Origin of the sequence: Micromonospora sp. HB375 (assembly GCF_017872985.1) — a bacterium.
Classification (GTDB): Bacteria; Actinomycetota; Actinomycetes; order Mycobacteriales; family Micromonosporaceae; genus Micromonospora; species Micromonospora chalcea.
This window is the reverse complement of sequence record NZ_JAGGJO010000001.1, coordinates 6804920-6821691: the sequence shown is the minus strand read 5'-3', so window position 1 is coordinate 6821691 and position 16772 is coordinate 6804920. Positions and strand designations below refer to the sequence as shown.

General features: G+C 73.2%; 15 protein-coding genes. 8 read left to right on the top strand and 7 right to left on the bottom strand.

Translation table 11 applies throughout. The features are described from left to right. Nucleotides 1-2: 2 nt before the first annotated feature. The 4 genes from J3R08_RS30425 to J3R08_RS30410 are packed head-to-tail and all read right to left on the bottom strand — an operon-like array spanning nt 3 to nt 5513. Nucleotides 3-1208 carry a hypothetical protein gene (locus J3R08_RS30425; RefSeq protein WP_064448107.1) on the bottom strand — a complete coding sequence of 402 codons (1206 nt, stop codon included), beginning with the start codon at nt 1206-1208 and terminating at the stop codon, nt 3-5. Continuing rightward, on the bottom strand, nt 1208-2689 hold the full coding sequence (locus tag J3R08_RS30420) for an O-antigen ligase (RefSeq protein ID WP_069089222.1): 1482 nt from the start codon (nt 2687-2689) through the stop codon (nt 1208-1210). Before J3R08_RS30420 ends, J3R08_RS30425 begins: the two co-directional genes overlap by 1 nt. Beyond that, nucleotides 2686-3693 carry a DUF3048 domain-containing protein gene (locus J3R08_RS30415; RefSeq protein WP_104115629.1) on the bottom strand — a complete coding sequence of 336 codons (1008 nt, stop codon included), beginning with the start codon at nt 3691-3693 and terminating at the stop codon, nt 2686-2688. The genes J3R08_RS30420 and J3R08_RS30415 overlap by 4 nt, the downstream gene beginning before the upstream one ends. Beyond that, a complete protein-coding gene (locus tag J3R08_RS30410) occupies nt 3690-5513 on the bottom strand; it encodes a Wzz/FepE/Etk N-terminal domain-containing protein (RefSeq protein ID WP_209963734.1) in 1824 nt (607 codons plus the stop codon). The genes J3R08_RS30415 and J3R08_RS30410 overlap by 4 nt, the downstream gene beginning before the upstream one ends. Nucleotides 5514-6012: 499 nt before the next feature. Between J3R08_RS30410 and J3R08_RS30405 the strand changes: the two genes are divergently transcribed. The 4 genes from J3R08_RS30405 to J3R08_RS30390 are packed head-to-tail and all read left to right on the top strand — an operon-like array spanning nt 6013 to nt 8973. Next, on the top strand, nt 6013-6489 hold the full coding sequence (locus J3R08_RS30405; protein WP_030499390.1) for a polysaccharide biosynthesis protein: 477 nt from the start codon (nt 6013-6015) through the stop codon (nt 6487-6489). Beyond that, nucleotides 6489-7067: a glycosyltransferase gene (locus tag J3R08_RS30400; protein WP_113974519.1), complete on the top strand. Its 579-nt coding sequence runs from the start codon at nt 6489-6491 to the stop codon at nt 7065-7067. The genes J3R08_RS30405 and J3R08_RS30400 overlap by 1 nt, the downstream gene beginning before the upstream one ends. After that, nucleotides 7064-8062 (top strand): sulfotransferase, encoded by a 999-nt coding sequence (locus J3R08_RS30395; protein WP_043327767.1) that lies wholly within the window; start codon nt 7064-7066, stop codon nt 8060-8062. The genes J3R08_RS30400 and J3R08_RS30395 overlap by 4 nt, the downstream gene beginning before the upstream one ends. After that, the gene (locus tag J3R08_RS30390) at nt 8059-8973 is read left to right on the top strand and encodes a glycosyltransferase family 2 protein (protein ID WP_013289266.1); all 915 of its coding nucleotides are present in this window, start codon (nt 8059-8061) and stop codon (nt 8971-8973) included. Before J3R08_RS30395 ends, J3R08_RS30390 begins: the two co-directional genes overlap by 4 nt. 60 nt (nt 8974-9033) lie before the next feature. On the opposite strand, the gene J3R08_RS30385 is transcribed toward J3R08_RS30390, so the two are convergent. After that, entirely contained in the window at nt 9034-10530 is a 1497-nt protein-coding gene (locus tag J3R08_RS30385) for a hypothetical protein (protein ID WP_209963732.1), read from the bottom strand. A 100-nt stretch (nt 10531-10630) separates the two neighbouring features. Continuing rightward, entirely contained in the window at nt 10631-11509 is an 879-nt protein-coding gene (locus J3R08_RS30380; RefSeq protein ID WP_209963729.1) for a 3'(2'),5'-bisphosphate nucleotidase CysQ, read from the bottom strand. A gap of 199 nt (nt 11510-11708) precedes the next feature. On the opposite strand from J3R08_RS30380, the gene J3R08_RS30375 reads away from it, so the two are divergent. Then, nucleotides 11709-12803, top strand: coding sequence for a PLP-dependent aminotransferase family protein (locus tag J3R08_RS30375; RefSeq protein WP_030499384.1), 1095 nt, complete (start codon nt 11709-11711; stop codon nt 12801-12803). 322 nt (nt 12804-13125) lie between these two features. Beyond that, nucleotides 13126-14277 carry a magnesium/cobalt transporter CorA gene (gene corA / locus J3R08_RS30370; RefSeq protein WP_043327771.1) on the top strand — a complete coding sequence of 384 codons (1152 nt, stop codon included), beginning with the start codon at nt 13126-13128 and terminating at the stop codon, nt 14275-14277. A 72-nt stretch (nt 14278-14349) separates the two neighbouring features. On the opposite strand, the gene J3R08_RS30365 is transcribed toward corA, so the two are convergent. Further along, entirely contained in the window at nt 14350-15189 is an 840-nt protein-coding gene (locus J3R08_RS30365) for a hypothetical protein (RefSeq protein WP_104115621.1), read from the bottom strand. An 84-nt stretch (nt 15190-15273) separates the two neighbouring features. On the opposite strand from J3R08_RS30365, the gene J3R08_RS30360 reads away from it, so the two are divergent. Beyond that, nucleotides 15274-15804 carry a peptidylprolyl isomerase gene (locus J3R08_RS30360; RefSeq protein WP_030499381.1) on the top strand — a complete coding sequence of 177 codons (531 nt, stop codon included), beginning with the start codon at nt 15274-15276 and terminating at the stop codon, nt 15802-15804. Between the two features lie 25 nt (nt 15805-15829). Beyond that, entirely contained in the window at nt 15830-16771 is a 942-nt protein-coding gene (locus tag J3R08_RS30355; RefSeq protein WP_209963726.1) for a rhomboid family intramembrane serine protease, read from the top strand. Nucleotide 16772 lies beyond the last annotated feature (1 nt).

Genomic DNA, 16772 nt, shown 5'->3' with positions numbered 1-16772 from the left:
TCTCACCGGGCCCGGCGGGCCAGGTGTTCCTCCACGGCGGGCAGCAGCCAGGTGTCGACGTGCCCCAGTCGCGCACCCGCCTCCGCCTGCCGGTCGCGCAGGTAGCGCGCAGCCAGCTCCACCAGGTAGAGCACGGCGACCAGATCGGCGCCCCCACCGGTCTGGTCGAACGGTGCCAGGGTTGCCCCGGCGCCGGCGATCAGCGCACGCGCGGCCTCGACCGGTTCCACCCCGTCGTGGCTCATCGCGCCCTGCACCGCCAGGTGCAGCGCGTCGTACCCGGCCGGCACGTCCGCCTCGAACCGCTCCCAGTCCCAGACCAGCACCCGGCCGTCGGCGAGCACCGCGCTGTTGCCGCCGTTCCAGTCCCCGTGCCACGCGCCGAAGGCGACCACCGGGTCGGCGTCCGCGACGGACTTCAGCACCGCGCGCAGCCGCCCGGCCTCCGGCCGGGGCCCGAGCGCGTCCACCGCGGCGGTGAGCCGGGCCGCGTGCCCGCTGGCCGCCCATGACTCCCGGCGTACGCCGAGACAGCCGGCGACCGCCACCATGGCCGCGCGTTCGGCCGCCTGCGCCGCGGCCGGGGCGGCCCGGGGCAGCCGCACCGGCAGCGCCTCCTGCACGAGTAGCGCGTGCCCGTGCCAGTCGCCGTGGTGGCGTACCCCGGCCAGGACCACCGGGCCGAGCGGCACCTCGGCGAGGCGGCGCAGCGCGTCCGCCTCCGCGTGCACGAGCGCGCGGGTCAGCGGGTCGACGCCGAGTTTCGCGTATCCGAGGGCCCGGCCGTCCGGGGCGAGCAGTTGCAGCACCGGCTTGCGGTTCGCGCGGGCCGGCCCGATGTGCAGGCTGACCAGCGCCGGCTCACCCAGCACCTCGGCCAGGTGCGCGTCCAGCCCGCCGCCGTCGACGACCAGCCGGTCGCGGAAGACGAGCGGCCCGAGACCGAGCCGGAACGCGGTGGCGAGGCCCTGCCGGACCAGCTTGGCCTTGCGGCCGACGGCCTCGGTGGAGTGCCGGACCGCGCTCGCCGCCGCCCGGCCGGAGCCGGTGGGCACGAGCAGCCGGGGGCGGGCCGCCGAGGGCACCACCACCCAGCCTGCGCCGCCGCGGCGCAGGCTGGGCTCGGCCGGCGCGGGCCAGATCAGCCCGGCCAGTTCACCGAGGTACGCGGCACGGCCGTCGCCGTCCGGGGGTACGCGGAACACCATCAGCGGTCACCGGTCGCTTCCAGCCGGGCCCGTAGCCCGGCGATCGTGCCCTGCGGTGGCGCGGGCGCGAGCGACCGGCGGATCCGGTCGTTGCGGGCCAGCAGGGCGACAGTGATCAGGGCGTAGGCGAGGGTTGCTTCCATCGCACCGTAGGTGAACTGGAAGAAGAGCATGAGGATGAGCACGAGCGTGCCGGCGATCCCGATGGCGCTGTGGTCGCGCCGGTAGCGCCAGATGCAGTAGATGAAGAACGCGTTGTAGCAGATCGCGCCGACCCAGCCCTGCCCGACGAGCAGCGCCCAGACCTGGCCGTTGCTGCCCAGCTCCCGGTTGCCGCACTGCTTGCAGTCCTCGGACTTTCCGATGGCGATCGACCGGTTGCTGCCGATCAGCGCCCGGTTGCCGCCGTAGCCGAGGATCGGCGACTGGTTGGCCGCCCGGACCGCGCCCTGCGACAGGGTGGTGCGGATGTCGTCGCTGTGCCCGTTCTGCAGGCGTTCGTCGAAGGTGCGGCCGAGCGGGGTCGCGACGATCAGCACGCCGATCAGTCCGACCGCCAGGGCGAGCCCGCCGAGCACCACCATCCGGCCGCGCAGCGCGAGCCGCAGCGCCACGTACGCGGCGGCGATGCCGAGGCCGATCCAGAGGCCGCGGTTGAGGGAGTAGACGATCGGGAAGATCGCCGCCAGCGCGATGGCCACGCCGGCGGTGCGGCGCAGCGGCTTGCCCAGCACCACCCAGCCGACGATCAGCCAGACCAGCAGGATCGCGGTGTTCTGGCCCCACGAGTTCGTGTAGGTGAACGGCGCGGACGGGCGGGGCGAGCTGGCCTCCCCCTCGATCACCTGCTGCACCTGGGCGAACTTGATCTCCATGAGCGAGGTGACGTACGGGTGGCCGGCGATCGACTGCGGCAGCACGAACCGCAGCGGCGCGACGAACCTGAGGTTCGGGAAGAGCGAGCCGATCCAGCCGCCGAGCACCACGACCACGCCCATGAACCCGAACAGTCGCACCATCCGGCGCTGGGACAGCTCCCGTTCGCGCAGGTTGTAGACGTAGAGCATGGTCACTGTCATCGCGACGTAGTTGGCGAGCCGGATGCCCCAGCCGATGTACTTGCCGCTGCCGCCGGGCGGCAGCGTGTTCGGCGCGGTGAGGTCGAGGGTGAGCACGGACAGGAACACCCAGAGCAGCAGGACCATCCAGATCCCGAAGCCGGGCGGCACCCGGACCGGGCCGCGTTTGCGCATCTGCGCCACCATCGGCACCGCGAAGATGACGAACACGAAGCTCGACACGCCGAGCACCCACCACAGCGGGTACAGCAGGAAGACCGCGATCAGCGGCCATGCCGTCGGCAGCCGCCACGACCAGCCCTCCGGCCGTACCCGCACCGGGCGGAGGCGGTTCCCGCCGGGCGACACCGCGGCGAGCGGAACCGACCCGCGCGCGGTACGGGGCGGGGTGGCGGTGCTCATTTCACGGAGACCTTGGCGGTGGTCGGCGCGTAGATGACCCACGCGTTGCCGGGCTGGGGGCGCAGGAGGTCGCCGCCGGTGTCGGCGAGCGTGCAGACCAGAGGCAGGCCGGGCTTGCGCCACCGGCCCTTGGCGCTGTTCGGCCCGGACACGGCGAGCACCGCGCCCTCACCGAAGACGTTCGCCGAGGGCAGCGAGCGCGGGGACGGGTTGCGTACGTCGAGCGTGCGGTACTCCATCGTCAGCACGATGACGGATGCGGCGGTCACGGTGACCTTGCCGATCCTGCCGGCCCAGACGGACTTCGCCTGGTCGTACCGCCAGACCATCGGCGGACCGCCGGAGACGGTGACGGTGAGTTCGGTGGCGGGTGCCAGGTCGCGGGTGGCGAGCGCCTCGCCGTCGGTGGTGTGGTCGATCGGCGCAGGGGGCGGCTGGCCCCCCTTCGGGGCGGCCTTGAGCAGCGCGGCGGTCGACGTGTAGCCGCCGGAGAAGACCTTGCTGTCGTCGTCGGGCGTGACGCCGTCGAGGTCGGAGTTCTCGAACTGGGTGAGGAAGCCGGTGGGGCCGCCGTTGTAGCCGACGAACGGGCGCAGCACAGTGAGCGACCGGATGTCGACCGGCCGGATCTCGGTGACCGGGCCGATCTTGGCGGCGTCCTTGGAGTGGAACACCGCGGTCAGGTGCAGCGTGTCCGACTCGGCGAACTCGGCGTAGACCAGGTCGGCGGCGTCCAGGCCGGCCGGTGTGGTCGCGGGGCTCACCCGCAGCGGCACCGCGACCGCCTGGCGGGTCGCCGCGGCCGGAGTGCTGACCGGAGCGCCGGTCAGCGGGCCCTTGGGCAGGGTCGGCGAAGCGCTGGCCGCGGACGGCGAGGCGGTGACGTCGCCCGGGTCCACCACCTGGACCTTGCCCGGCTTGGGCTCGGGCTCGCTGCACCCGGTCCCGACGCCGAGGACGACGGCGGGGGCGATGGCGGCGCGGAGCATCTGCCGACGGTTCACCCCAGGTCCTCGCCGGAGTCGAGGGCGTAGCTGCGGCCGTCGCCGTCACCCCGGGAGCGGTACGTGCCGCCGGTGCCGTTGAGCGGCACCGGCTTGCCCGGGGCGGCGGGCGGGGTGGCCTTGCCGGGCATCTGCGGCGCCGGAGCGGCCGGCTTCGCCGGGGCGGGCCGGGACGACTGCATGCGCGGCAGCACCATGGTCGACTCGGCGGACGGGCCGGGGCTGGGCCGGGGCTTGGGCCGGTTGGCCGGGGCAGCCGGGGCGCTCGACGCGTTCGACCCGCCGGACGTCGCCGGGCGGGTGGCGCCGGCGGGCGGTTCGGGCAGGCGCGGAGCCAGCACGGCGCCGATCACCGGCGCGTTCACCTGCTCGAACTGCTGGAGCGCGGCGGTGATCTCACCGCTGCGGGTCTTGCCCGCCTCGGCCACCATGATCACCGCGTCGACGTACCGGCCCAGGGCCTGGGCCTCCACGGCGAACGTGGGCTGCGGGGTCTCGATGATCACGTGGTCGAAGCGCGCGGACAGCTCGTGCAGGATCTCCAGCAGACCGGCGACCGGCAGTTCGACCTCGGCGTCCAGGTCGCCGGGCACCAGCACCCGGAGCTGGCCGAGCCCCGGCACCGGCGCGAGCGCCTTGAGCGGGGGCACGTCGCGGCGCAGCACCGAGGCGAGGCTGTGCCGCCCCTCGGCCACGCCGGTGATCGCGCCCACCGCCGAGTCGGGCTTGGTGGTGATCAGCGCGACCTGCTGGCCGGTACGGGCGTACGAGGCGGCGAGGTTGGCGGCGACGAACCCGGCGGCGGCGCCGGCCGAGGCGTCACAGAGCAGCAGTTGGCGCCCGCGCCCGCCCTGCGCCGCTTCGGGCACCGCGGAGAGCAGCACGTTGCGCAGCCGGCCCAGCTCGCGGGAGGCCCGGTGGGTGGCCGGCAGGACTGCGAGCGACGGCGCGCGCGACGGCAGTTCCACAAGCAGCGGCAGGCCGACCCGGTCGGAGATGTCGCGTCCGCGGCGGATCCGGGTGTCCAGCCGGTCCAGCACCAGCGCCAGCACGATGCCGAGCAGCAGACCCGCGCCCATGCCGCTGGCGAGGTTGAGCGTGCGGTTCGGCGAGCTGGGCCGCTCCGGCAGCCGGGCGTCGGAGATGATCTCGCCGGGATCGGAGCCGGCCGCGCTCAGCGGGTTGAGCCGGTTGTACAGGTTGCTGATCTGGTTGGTGACGAGCTGGCGGTCGGATTCGGCCCGCTCCCGCTCGGGCGAGTTGGACGGTGCCGCCGAGATCCGCCCGGCGATCGCGCTCAACTGCTTCTGCAGATCGGCGATCTGCTGCTTGAGCGTGTTCGTCTCGTTCTCCAGCGACTTCTGCGCGGTGGCCTTGCGCAGGTCGAGGTAGGCCTGGGCGAACGCGTGCGAGCCCGACTGGGCGCCCTCGGGGCTGTTCGCCTCGTACGCCACCTGGAGGATCTGGCTGTTCGGCGGGACCTTGACGGTCACCGACTTGACGAGCTGGTCGGCCCCGGTGTCGACCTTCATCAGCGCCTTGGCCCGCTCGGCCACCACGAGCGAGCGGACCACCTGGGCCTCGGTGTCGAGGTTGACCTTGGCGTTGGGGTTGTTCTCCGCGCCCGAGCCGAGCGGGCGCACCAGCAGCGAGGTGGTCGAGGTGTAGCGCGCCTCCTGGATCTGGCTCAGCGCCACCCCTCCGCCCAGGCCGAGGACCGCGGCGAGCAGCAGGATCCACCAACGGCGGCGCAGCCAGCCCAGGTAGGCCATCAGGGCAAGACCGTCGGCGTCGCTCTCGGCCAAATGGGGTGAGGGCATCAGAGTCTGTCGCTCCCTTTCGACCGAGCCGGGCAGTCCACGGCACAGCTGGACCTGACCGTGGCCTTGAGTGTCCCCGATCCGAACGACGAGGGAAAGTCTGCTCACGTTCCGGTAAGCCTGCCCGGGTGTGGGCAGCCCGCGTAGAAATGGCCGATCGGCGCTGACCATTCGGCGGGTTTCCCGGTGCCGGGCCCGACTTGCCCCCGGTAAGCCGGCGTCGTCGCCGGCTCTCGCGCGGAGCGGTGACGGAATCCTGACACATCTCACTTCGTTGGGGTGTCCCGGCCCGTGGTCCGGGCGCGGCCGGGCTGACCTGCCCGATGGCCGGTCGACGCGCATCCCGTTGACGGGAATCGCGAGGTGAGCCGACCGGCGAGCCAGGATCCGTCCAATGGCCCCTTCAGTTGCCCACCGGCGCGCCAGTAGGTTGTCAGGACGCGCGTCCGAGGGGCATTCACAAAATCCGGACGCGTCATCCGCGTACGGGAGGACGTTTGTGGTGAGCGGGTCAACCGAGGACTCGGGACAGGTCCTGCTGGTGGGTTCCAGTGGCGGGCACCTGGCCCAGCTCCTGGCCCTGGAACCGTGGTACCGGGATCGGCGCCGCGCATGGGTAACCTTCGACACCCCGGACGCGCGCTCGCTGCTCGCCGGCGAGGACGTGGTCTGGGCGCACCACCCCACCACACGCAACGTCAAGAACCTGGTACGCAACGCGTTCCTCGCGCTGAAGGTCATCCGCCGGCGCCAGGTCGACGCGGTCGTCACCACCGGCGCCGGGGTCGCCCTGCCGTTCGTGGTGGCGGCCCGCATGCGCAAGATCCCCACGGTCTACATCGAGGTGTACGACCGGATCGACAGCGCGACGCTCACCGCCCGGCTCTGCCGTCCCTTCCTCTCCGCGATGCTCGTGCAGTGGGAGGAGCAGCGCCGGATGTACCCGGAGGCGACCGTCGTGGGGAACCTCCTCTGATGGCGCACATTCCCCAGCAGCGGGACCGGCGGTCCAGGCCGTTCGTGCTGGTCGTGGTCGGCACCGACGTGCACCGCTTCGACCGGCTGGTCGGCTGGCTGGAACGCTGGCACGCCGCCCGGCCCGAGGTCCGGCTGGTCCTCCAGTACGGCCACAGCCGCACCCCGGCCCTGCCCGAGGCCACCCCGTTCCTCGGCCACGAGGAACTCCAGCAGGCGATGGCGGAGTCCACGCTCGTGGTGAGCCACGGCGGCCCGGCCACCATCACCGAGGCCCGGCGCACCGGCCACCTGCCGATCGTGGTGCCCCGCGACCCGGCCCACGACGAGCACGTCGACAACCACCAGCAGCTGTTCTCCCGCCGCCTGGGCGCGGCCGGCATGGTGCGGCTGTGCGAGTCCGAGGTCGAGCTGGTCGCCGCGCTGGACGAGGGCCTGGCCGACCCGAGCCGGTTCGTCCTGGCCGCCGACCCGGGCCGTCCGGACCCGCGCGCCGAGGCGGTCGCCCGGGTCGGCGCGGTGATCGACGGCCTGGTCGCCGGCCGGGTACGCCAGCGGACCGCCGGGCGGCGCGGATGAGCGGCCCGGACCCGGCTGCGCCGCGGGTCCTCTTCGTCGGCGGCCTCGGCCGCAGCGGCTCCACGCTGCTGGAGCTGCTGCTCGCGCAGAGCGCCGACGTGTGCGCCGTCGGTGAGGTCGTGCACCTGTGGGAGCGGGCGCTCGGGGCCGACGAGCGGTGCGGCTGCGGCGAGCGGTTCACCGGCTGCCCGTTCTGGCGGCAGGTCGGCGACCAGGCGTTCGGCGGCTGGGACGCGGTCGACCGGGACGACGTGCTGGCGCTCAAGGACCGGGTCGACCGGACCCGGCACATCCCCCGGCTCGCCAAGGAGGCGCTCCCGCCGGAGCAGCTCGCCGACGTGCGCCGCTACGCCGACCTGTACACCCGGATCTACCGGGCCGCGCTCGCGGTGACCGGCGCCAGGGTCGTGGTGGACTCCAGCAAGCACGCCTCGCTCGCGTTCGCGCTGCGCTGGGCCGAAGGGCTCGACCTGCGGGTCCTGCACCTGGTCCGGGACAGCCGGGCGGTGGCGTACTCGTGGGGCAAGCAGGTGCGCCGCCCCGAGGTGGTCGACGGCGAGGACTTCATGCCGACCTTCTCGCCGTTCGAGGTGAGCAAGCTGTGGACCGCGCAGAACGCGGCGTTCCACCTGCTCGCCTCCCGGGCCAAGGTGCTGCGGCTGCGGTACGAGGACTTCACCGCCGACCCGGCCGGCACCGTAAGCCGGGTGCGGGACTTCGCCGGCCTGCCGGACGACCCGGCCGCGCTGCGGATCCTCTCGGCGGACGCGGCCGACGCGGCGAGCGAGCCGGCCGCGCCGTTCCGCGCGCACAGCGTCGCCGGCAACCCGTTGCGGTTCAGCGGCGGGCCGTTGACAGTGCGCCGCGACGAGGCATGGCGCGACCGCCTGCCGCGACGCAGCCGTGCCGTGGTCAGCCTGGCCACGCTTCCCCTGCGGGTCCGTTACGGCTATCTGGGCCAGCGGGGATCCGACGAGTCCGTGGAGAGAGCATGAGTGGGCCGAGCATCTCGGTGGTCGTACCGACGCGGGACCGTCCGGAGCTGCTGCGCGCGGCGCTCGACGCGATCCTCAGCCAGGCGCACCCGGGCCTGATCGAGGCGATCGTGGTCTACGACCAGTCCGAGCCGGACCGGTCGCTGGAGACCGACCGGGGTGACCGGCGGATCCGGGTGATCACCAACACCCGTACCGCCGGGCTGGCCGGGGCGCGCAACACCGGCATCGAGGCGGCCACCGGCGACTGGGTGGCGTTCTGCGACGACGACGACGAGTGGCTGCCCGGCAAGCTCGCCGCCCAGTTCGGGGCGCTCGACGCGCACCCGGACGGCGCGCTGGTGAGCTGCGGCATCCGGGTCAGCTACGACGACCGTACGGTGGACCGATCGCTGGACCGCGCCCGGATCTCGCTGGAGGCGCTGCTGCGCGACCGGCTCACCGAGCTGCACCCGTCCACGTTCCTGATCCGCCGGGCCGCGCTGCTCGACGCGATCGGCCTGGTCGACGAGCAGATCCCGGGCAGCTACGCGGAGGACTACGAGTTCCTGCTCCGCGCCGCCCGGTACGCGCCGCTGGTGAACGTGGAAAGCCCGTACGTGCTGGTCCGCTGGCACAAGCGGTCCTACTTCGCACAGCGCTGGGAGACCATCTCGACCGCGTTGCAGTGGCTGCTGCGCCGCTACCCGGAGTTCGCCACCGTGCCGCACGGCGAGGCTCGGGTGGCCGGTCAGATCGCGTTCGCGCAGGCCGCCATGGGTAACCGGCGGGACGCGGTCCGCTGGGCGCGGCGCACGCTGGCCCGCAACCCGAAGGAGCCGCGTGCCTACCTGGCGCTGGCGGTGGCGAGCCGGGCGGTGCAGGCCGACCGGGTGCTGCGCACGCTGCACAAGCGCGGCCGGGGCATCTGACGCGTACGCGGAACGGGCGGGCGACCGAGGTCGCCCGCCCGTTCTCGTCCGGTCGTCAGGTCAGGCCGTGCAGAAGGACTTCCACGCCTGGATGCTCGGCTGGTCGAGCAGCCGGAAGTCGCCCTGGCTGACGGTCTGGTTGTAGTACGCGACGAATTCCGGCCGCTGGCCGTTGAGGAAGTTCGTCATCGACCGGATCCAGGCCGCCCGGCCGGTGCCCGGGTCACCCGGCACCAGGTCGCTGCCGGTCTCCGCGACGCCCCACGGCTTGCCCAGCGCCTTCGACTTGTTGATCATCGGGCCGTAGATCTCCTGCGGCGGGGCGTACCGCTTCCACTTCTTGCCCCAGTTGTAGCAGTCCCAGCCGAGTGTCTCGATCACGTCGGAGCCGGGGTAGAACGCGTCGAAGCTGCGCCCGGACTTCGGGTCGAGCGTCCAGCACATCAGGATCAGCGTGTTGATCAGCTTGGGGTTGTTCGCCCGGGCGGCCAGCCCGGCCACCCGCTTCCACGCGGTCCGGTACGCCTCGGTGGTGAAGGCGCCGCGCTCGACGTCGTCCTCCGGCTCGTGGAAGTACGACCAGTAGACGTTGTGCTCGCGCGGGATCGAGGCGAACCAGGAGGTCAGGCGGGAGTCGAACTTGCCGGTGTTGATCTCCTGCGGCGCCGCCTTGAAGGACACCACAACGGTCCGGTCCACCACGTCGGCCCGGCTGCCGGACCAGGCCGGCGGCAGGCCGGGGAAGAAGATCCGGGCCATCCGCAGCTTGCCGAACGTCCGGTCGGAGCGGGCCAGCGCCTGACCGAAGGTCTCCCCGTTCTGCACGCCGATGGAGGCGCCGGGCAGCGTCAGCCGCGTACCGCCGAAGGCCGGGCCCGCGTTCTCGGAGGCCGACGGGCGGGCCGAGGGTTTGCCACCTAGGCCCTGGTCGGCGCTCGGGGACGCACCCGGCGTAGCCGGCGCGCCCGGGCCCATCGAGGTCGCCGGGCCGACCGATCCGGGCGCCTCGCCTGCTTGCGGGTTCGCGGAGTCGGGCCGCAGCGCGGCCACCGCCACCCCGCCGCCGGCCACTGCCAGCGCCAGCGCCGCCGCGACCGCCACGCGCCAGCGTCGCCGGGCGCCGCCGGGCGGCGGAGTCGTCCCCGGTGCGAGCGGCGGAGCGGGCGGGCGGCCCGGCCCGCCGGTGGCCGGATCGTGCGGGGCGTCCACCGGAGGCGGCCCGGTCAGGGTGGCGGTCGCCGCCGCGCCCGCACCCCGTACCGCGTCGCCTGCCGGACCCGGCCCGGCCCAGTCGGCGTCGTCGTGCGGCGCCCAGCCGGGGTCACCGTGGACCGTCGGCTCGTCCTGCGGCCAGGCGGCGTCCCGGTGGCCGGCGTCCGGCCGTTCCGGCCACGGCAGGTCGCCGCCGCCGGTCCGGGCCGGTGGCGGCGGAGACGAGGTGACCTCGGCCTCCGGCCAGGGCAGCGACGGGCCGCCTGCCTGGCGTGGAATGTCCTGACCCGGCCACAGGCCGGTCGGCTGCCCGAAGGCGTTGTGCGGCTCTCGATCGGCCGGCATGACCCTCCCTGGCTGTCGGCGGCCCGTGTCCGGGCTCAGATCGCCACGCATACCTGCCCGACGATAACCCTCATTCACCTGGCCGTATGTACCGTGACACTCAGCCGAACGCCTGACCGGGGGTGTCGGTGACGGTCGAAGCGGGCATCTCGACCCCGGTCCGCGCGATCGCGTCGAGCAACTGGTCGGCCAGCTCCGGCCGGCAGACCAGCAGATCGGGCAGGCGCGGGTCGGCGCGGTTGTAGCGCAGCGGCGAACCGTCGATCCGGGACGCGTGCATGCCCGCGCCGAGCGCCACCGCGACCGGGGCGGCACTGTCCCACTCGTACTGGCCGCCCGCGTGGACGTACGCGTCGACCTCGCCGGTCACCACCGCGCAGACCTTCACACCGGCCGAGCCCATCGGTACGGCGGTCGCGCCGAGCATCTCGACCAGCTCGCCCACGAACGCGGGCGGGCGGCTGCGGCTCACCGCGATCCGGATCGGCCCGTCGGTCGGCTTCGGCGGCGGGCAGGTGATGCCGAGCACGAGCGGCGTACCGTCCACCGTGGTCCGCGCCGGCATGCCGACGGCACCGGCGACCAGGGCGCCGTCGGGCGCGGCCGAGCGCTGCCAGAGCGCCACGTGCACCGCCCAGTCGTCCCGACCCTCCTCGGAGAACTCACGGGTGCCGTCCAGCGGGTCGATGATCCAGACCCGGTCCGCCTCGTGCCGGGGCGCGCGCTCGCCGTCCGCCCATGCGCGGCGGGCGTCGGCCTCCTCTTCGGAGAGCACCGCGTCGGCCGGCCGCAGGCGGGCCAGCGCCGCCGTCATCAGCTCGTGCGACGCGCGGTCGCCGGCGTCCTTGAGCGCCTTCGGGTCGGCGAAGCCCTGCCGGTCCCGCAGCGCGGTGAGCGCCTTGCCGGCCTCGGTCGCCAGCCACTGCGCGAACCGCTGGTCGTCGAGCCGTCCCGCCTCGTCCTCGGTCACGAGCCTCATCCCTTGTTCTCCCGGGTCTGCCGCGACCCGTCATCCTTCGGCGTCCGGTCGGACCGGCGCCAGCGTCCGTCGGATCGTAGACAGTCGCGAGGTGCCCTCGGATCCCCCGGACGCACCCGGTGCCCCGCCCGGCCGCCCGCATGTTGAACTTCGCGTGTATGGCGGTCGGACCCGCCGGGCCAGGCCCTAGGCTCTGCGCATGACCGCCGAGCAGCTGATCTCGTTCGCCCGTGGCGCGCCTTCGCTGGACATCGTCGATGTCGAAGGGCTCAAGGCCGCCGCTGTCCGCGCCTTCGACGCCGACCCCGCCGGGGTCACCGCGTACGGCACCTCCGTCGGCTACCCGCCCCTGCGGAAGTGGATCGCCGAGAAGCACGGCGTCGAGGCCGATCAGGTGCTGATCACCAACGGCTCGCTGCAGGCCGACGCGTTCCTCTTCGACCACCTGGTCCGCCGGGGCGACGCGGTGGTGGTCGAGCGCCCGACGTACGACCGCACGCTGCTCAACCTCCAGCAGATGGGCGGCGAGGTGCACGGCGTGACGATCCAGCCGGACGGCCTGGACACCGCCGAGCTGCGCAAGCTGCTGGAGTCCGGGGTACGGCCGCGACTGGCGCACGTGATTCCCAACTACCAGAACCCGGCCGGCGTGACCCTCTCCCTGGAGAAGCGCCGTGAGCTGCTCGACCTGGCCGCCGAGTACGGGTTCACGATCTTCGAGGACGACCCGTACGCGGACATCCGGTTCCGGGGCGAGCCGCTGCCGTCGATGCTGTCGATGGACACCCGTGGCGTGGTGGTGCACGCGTCCAGCTTCACCAAGACGGTCTGCCCGGGGGTGCGGGTCGGCTACCTGGTCGGCCCGGCCGAGCTGATCGCGACGATCGCGAAGCGCGCCACCAACCTCTACATCTCGCCGGGCATGGTGGCCCAGGCGATCGTGCACCAGTTCTGCGTCTCCGGCGCGATCGAGGAGTCGATCCGGACGGTCCGTACGGCGCTCGGCGAGCGGTCGGCGGTACTGGCCGAGTCGCTGCGCCGGCACATCCCGGAGGCCCGGTTCGTGGAGCCGGACGGCGGCTACTTCCTCTGGGTCGAGCTGCCGGAGGACGTCGAGGTCGACCGACTCGCGCCGGCCGCCGCCGAGCGTGGCGTGGCGGTGGTGAAGGGCAGCGACTTCATGGTCGACGGCGGCCGGCACGCGCTGCGGCTGGCGTACTCGGCGGTGACCGCGGACCGGATCGACGAGGGCGTCCGGCGTCTCGCGGAGGCGATGGCCGCCGTACGCGGCTGATTTCTGTCGGGTTTCTGACAAAAAGGCCCCGCTGGCCGGTTCGGCACTCCCGCTGGACCGGCCAGCAGCCCACAATGCTGCGAGTGTCGTTCACCTTTCCGGTGGCCGGGCCGCTCCGGCCAGGGCCGACGGCACGCCCAGCATCACTCCCGCCCCCAAGGGGTGCCGGGTGGGCCGTGTCGCCCCTCACCCCCCTGACGCGGCCCGGCCCGCCCGGCGCCGGGGCGTGACGCCCGTCGCACCGCCCGTCCCGCTCCCGCGCTGCGCCTGCCGCCGGTCGGCGTAACCTGCAAGCCGCAGCTCTAGGGAGAGGGGGCGAGAGATGACGGACCGGGTGGCACGCGACCGAACCGCCGGCGCCGACGGCGGCAGCCGGGCACTGCGCCCCCGCGCCTGGGCGGCCCCGGTACGCGCGATGTCCCGCATCCTCAACGCCGACGGCTCCCCCCGTGCCGCCCAGCCGGCCGGCCCGGAGCGCAGCGGGATCGTCGACTGCGGGCTGTACGTCGACGGCGAGCGCCGCCCCGGCCGCCCCCAGTACGCCGAGGCCCTGGCCGCCGCCCGGCAGGAGCGGGACGGCTTCGTCTGGCTCGGCCTGCACGAGCCCGACCTGACCGAGATGACCGAGATCGCCGCCACCTTCGGCCTGCACGAGCTGGCGGTGGAGGACGCGGTGAAGGCCCAGCAGCGCCCGAAGCTGGAGCACTTCGGCGAGATCGTCTTCCTGGTGCTGCGGACCGCCCGCTACTGCGAGCACGCGGAGCTGACCGAGAACTCCGAAGTGGTGGAGACCGGCCAGGTGATGCTCTTCATCGGGCCGCACTTCGTGATCAGCGTGCGTCACGGCGACGCCTGCCGGCTGGCGCCGGTCCGCGCCGACCTGGAGGCGAAGCGGGACCTGCTGCGGCACGGCCCGTGGGCGGTCGCGTACGCGATCACCGACCGCGTGGTCGACCTCTACCTGGAGGTGGCCGACCGGCTGGAGGACGACCTCGACGTGCTGGAGGCGGACGTCTTCGACCGGCAGAGCAGCGGCCGGATCCAGCGGATCTACCAGATGAAGCGGGAGCTGGTCGAGTTCAAGCGGGCGGTGGCGCCGCTGCAGCGCCCGCTGATGACGCTCACCTCGCAGGTCAACCGCGCGGTGCCGCAGGAGGTCCGGCGCTACTTCCGGGACGTGCAGGACCACCTCAGCCGCACGGTCGAGCAGGTGAACTCCTACGACGACCTGCTGAACTCGATCCTCCAGGCCCGGCTGGCCCAGGTCACCGTCGACCAGAACAACGACATGCGCAAGATCGCCGCCTGGGCCGCGATCGGTGCGGTGTGGACGGCGATCGCCGGCATCTACGGCATGAACTTCGACAACATGCCCGAGCTGAAATGGACGTACGGCTATCCGGGCGTGTGGGCGCTGATGCTCGCGGCGTCCTTCACGCTGTACCGCCTGTTCCGCCGCAACGGCTGGCTGTAGCCGCCCCGTACACGCGGAAGCGCCGGCCACGCGGGTCGCCCCGCGTGCCGGCGCTGATCCGACGGTACGAGGTCAGCGGCGACCGCCGGCCTTCGCGGCGTTCTTGCCGGCCTGCACGGCCTTGGTGATGTCGTCGGCCGGACGGCCGGAGACGTCCCGGGCGCCCTCGGCGACGGCGGGGACCTGGTCGTTCGGGTGGATCACCGGCTGGCTGCCGGAGGTGGCGGTCGACGCGCTGCTGCCCTTGGCCACGGCCGAGGAGCCGGCGCCGGTCGGGCCGGCCTGCGTCACCTTCGCGCTCGCGTCCGGGGTCTCCACCACGATCGTGTCCACGTCCTCCCGCATCGGCTCCAGCTTGTCCCGGCCGGTCGCGCCGAGCGTGCCCGTCGTGCCGAGCGTGCCGGTCGGGTCGTACTCGGCCCACTCCTGCTGCTCGCGGCGGCGGCGCATGGCCATCGCCCCGGCCAGGCCGGCGACGGTGCCGGCCACCAGCAGGCCCGCGGTCATGCCCCGCGACCTGCGCTGCTTCTTCTTTCCGGCCTTCATGTTCTTCGCCTTCTTCGTCATCGCGGACTGCTTCGCGGCCATCGCCTTGCGGCCGCCCGACGCCTTGCCGGCGGCCTCGACCCGGGCGTTGCGCACGGCCAGCAGCACCGGCGCGAGCGCCGCGGCGGTCGACGCGAACCCGCTGGACGCCCGGTCCCGGACCATGACCGCGGTCGGCGCGACGGCGCCCCGGGCTGCCTGGACCCGCGGGCCGACAGTGGCGCCGGCACCCTTCGCCGCGTGCGTGGCGGCTTGCCTCAGGTGACCGATGCCCTGGTTCAGCTCCACCTTGGCGAGCTGGCCCTGGGTCTTTCGCCGCCCGATTCCAAACACGGTCCCACCTCCTGGGAGTTGTTCCTTCGTCATCCTCCACCTTCGGATGCCTCCGCATGGCCAGATCGGGCACATGGGAGGATCCGCAAGGAACTGACCAACGAGTGAGGAGTACCCGTGGCCGAGGCTGTCTACGCCACCTTGCACACCAACGCCGGCCCGATCCGGCTGGAGCTCTTCCCGAACCACGCGCCGAAGACCGTCCGCAACTTCGTGGAGCTGGCCGAGGGCACCCGGGAGTACATCGACCCGCGTACCGGTCAGCCGGGCAGCGGGCCGTACTACGACGGCACCGTCTCGCACCGCGTGATCAGCGGTTTCATGATTCAGATGGGCGACCCGACCGGCACCGGACGCGGTGGCCCGGGCTACAAGTTCGGCGACGAGTTCCACCCCGAGCTGCGCTTCGACCGGCCGTACCTGCTGGCCATGGCGAACGCCGGGCCGGGCACCAACGGCTCGCAGTTCTTCATCACGGTGTCGCCCACGCCACACCTGAACAACCGGCACACCATCTTCGGCCAGGTCGCCGACGAGCAGTCCGCCAAGGTCGTCGACTCGATCGCCAACACCCCGACCGGCCCGAGCGACCGGCCGCTGCAGGACGTGGTGATCGAGCGGGTCGAGATCGAGCACAAGCAGGCCTGAGCGACACGCGGGTACCTTTGCTCGCATGACTGAGCGCTCCGGCCAGCCCGGCGACACCACCGGGGACCCGGTGCCGACCACTCCGGTCTGCTACCGGCACCCCGGCCGGGAGACGTACATCCGCTGCTCTCGATGCGACCGGCCGATCTGCACCGAGTGCATGCGGGACGCCTCCGTCGGCCACCAGTGCCCGGAGTGTGTCGCCGAGGGACGCCGCAGCGTGCGGCCGGCGCGTACCGCCTTCGGTGGCGGTGCCGCCGGCCGCCAGGGCAACGTCACGAAGGCGCTGATCGCGCTGAACGTGCTGATGATGCTGGTCTCCATCGCCTCGGCCCGCAGCGGCAACGCGGTGGCCGGCGGTGGCCTGGGCGGCCTGATGGGCAGCGGGACACCGCTCACCGAATGGGGTTCGGTGCTCGGGCTGGCGCGCTTCCCCGACGGGCACATCGGCGGGGTGGCCGACGGCGAGTGGTACCGGCTGGTCACCGCCATGTTCCTGCACTACGGCGTGCTGCACCTGCTGCTGAACATGTGGGCGCTCTGGGTGCTCGGCCGGACGCTGGAGGCGGTGCTCGGGCCGCTGCGCTTCCTGGCGCTCTACCTGCTCGCCGGGCTGGGCGGCAACGTCGCGGCGTACGTCTTCACCGAGCCGAACCGCTTCACGGCCGGTGCCTCGACCGCCGTCTTCGGCCTGTTCGCCGCGATCTTCGTGATCATGCGGCGGCTCGGCCGGGACACCTCGGCGATCGTCCCGATCCTGGTGATCAACCTGATCTTCACGTTCACCGTGCCGAGCATCTCGGTGGCTGGGCACCTCGGCGGTCTGGCGGCCGGCGCGGTGGTGTCGCTGATCCTGGCGTACGCCCCCCGGTCACGCCGGACCGCATTCCAGGTGGCGGGCTGCGCGATCGTGCTGGTCGCGATGATCGGCCTGACCCTGCTCCGTACCGCCGCCCTGCTCGGCTGAG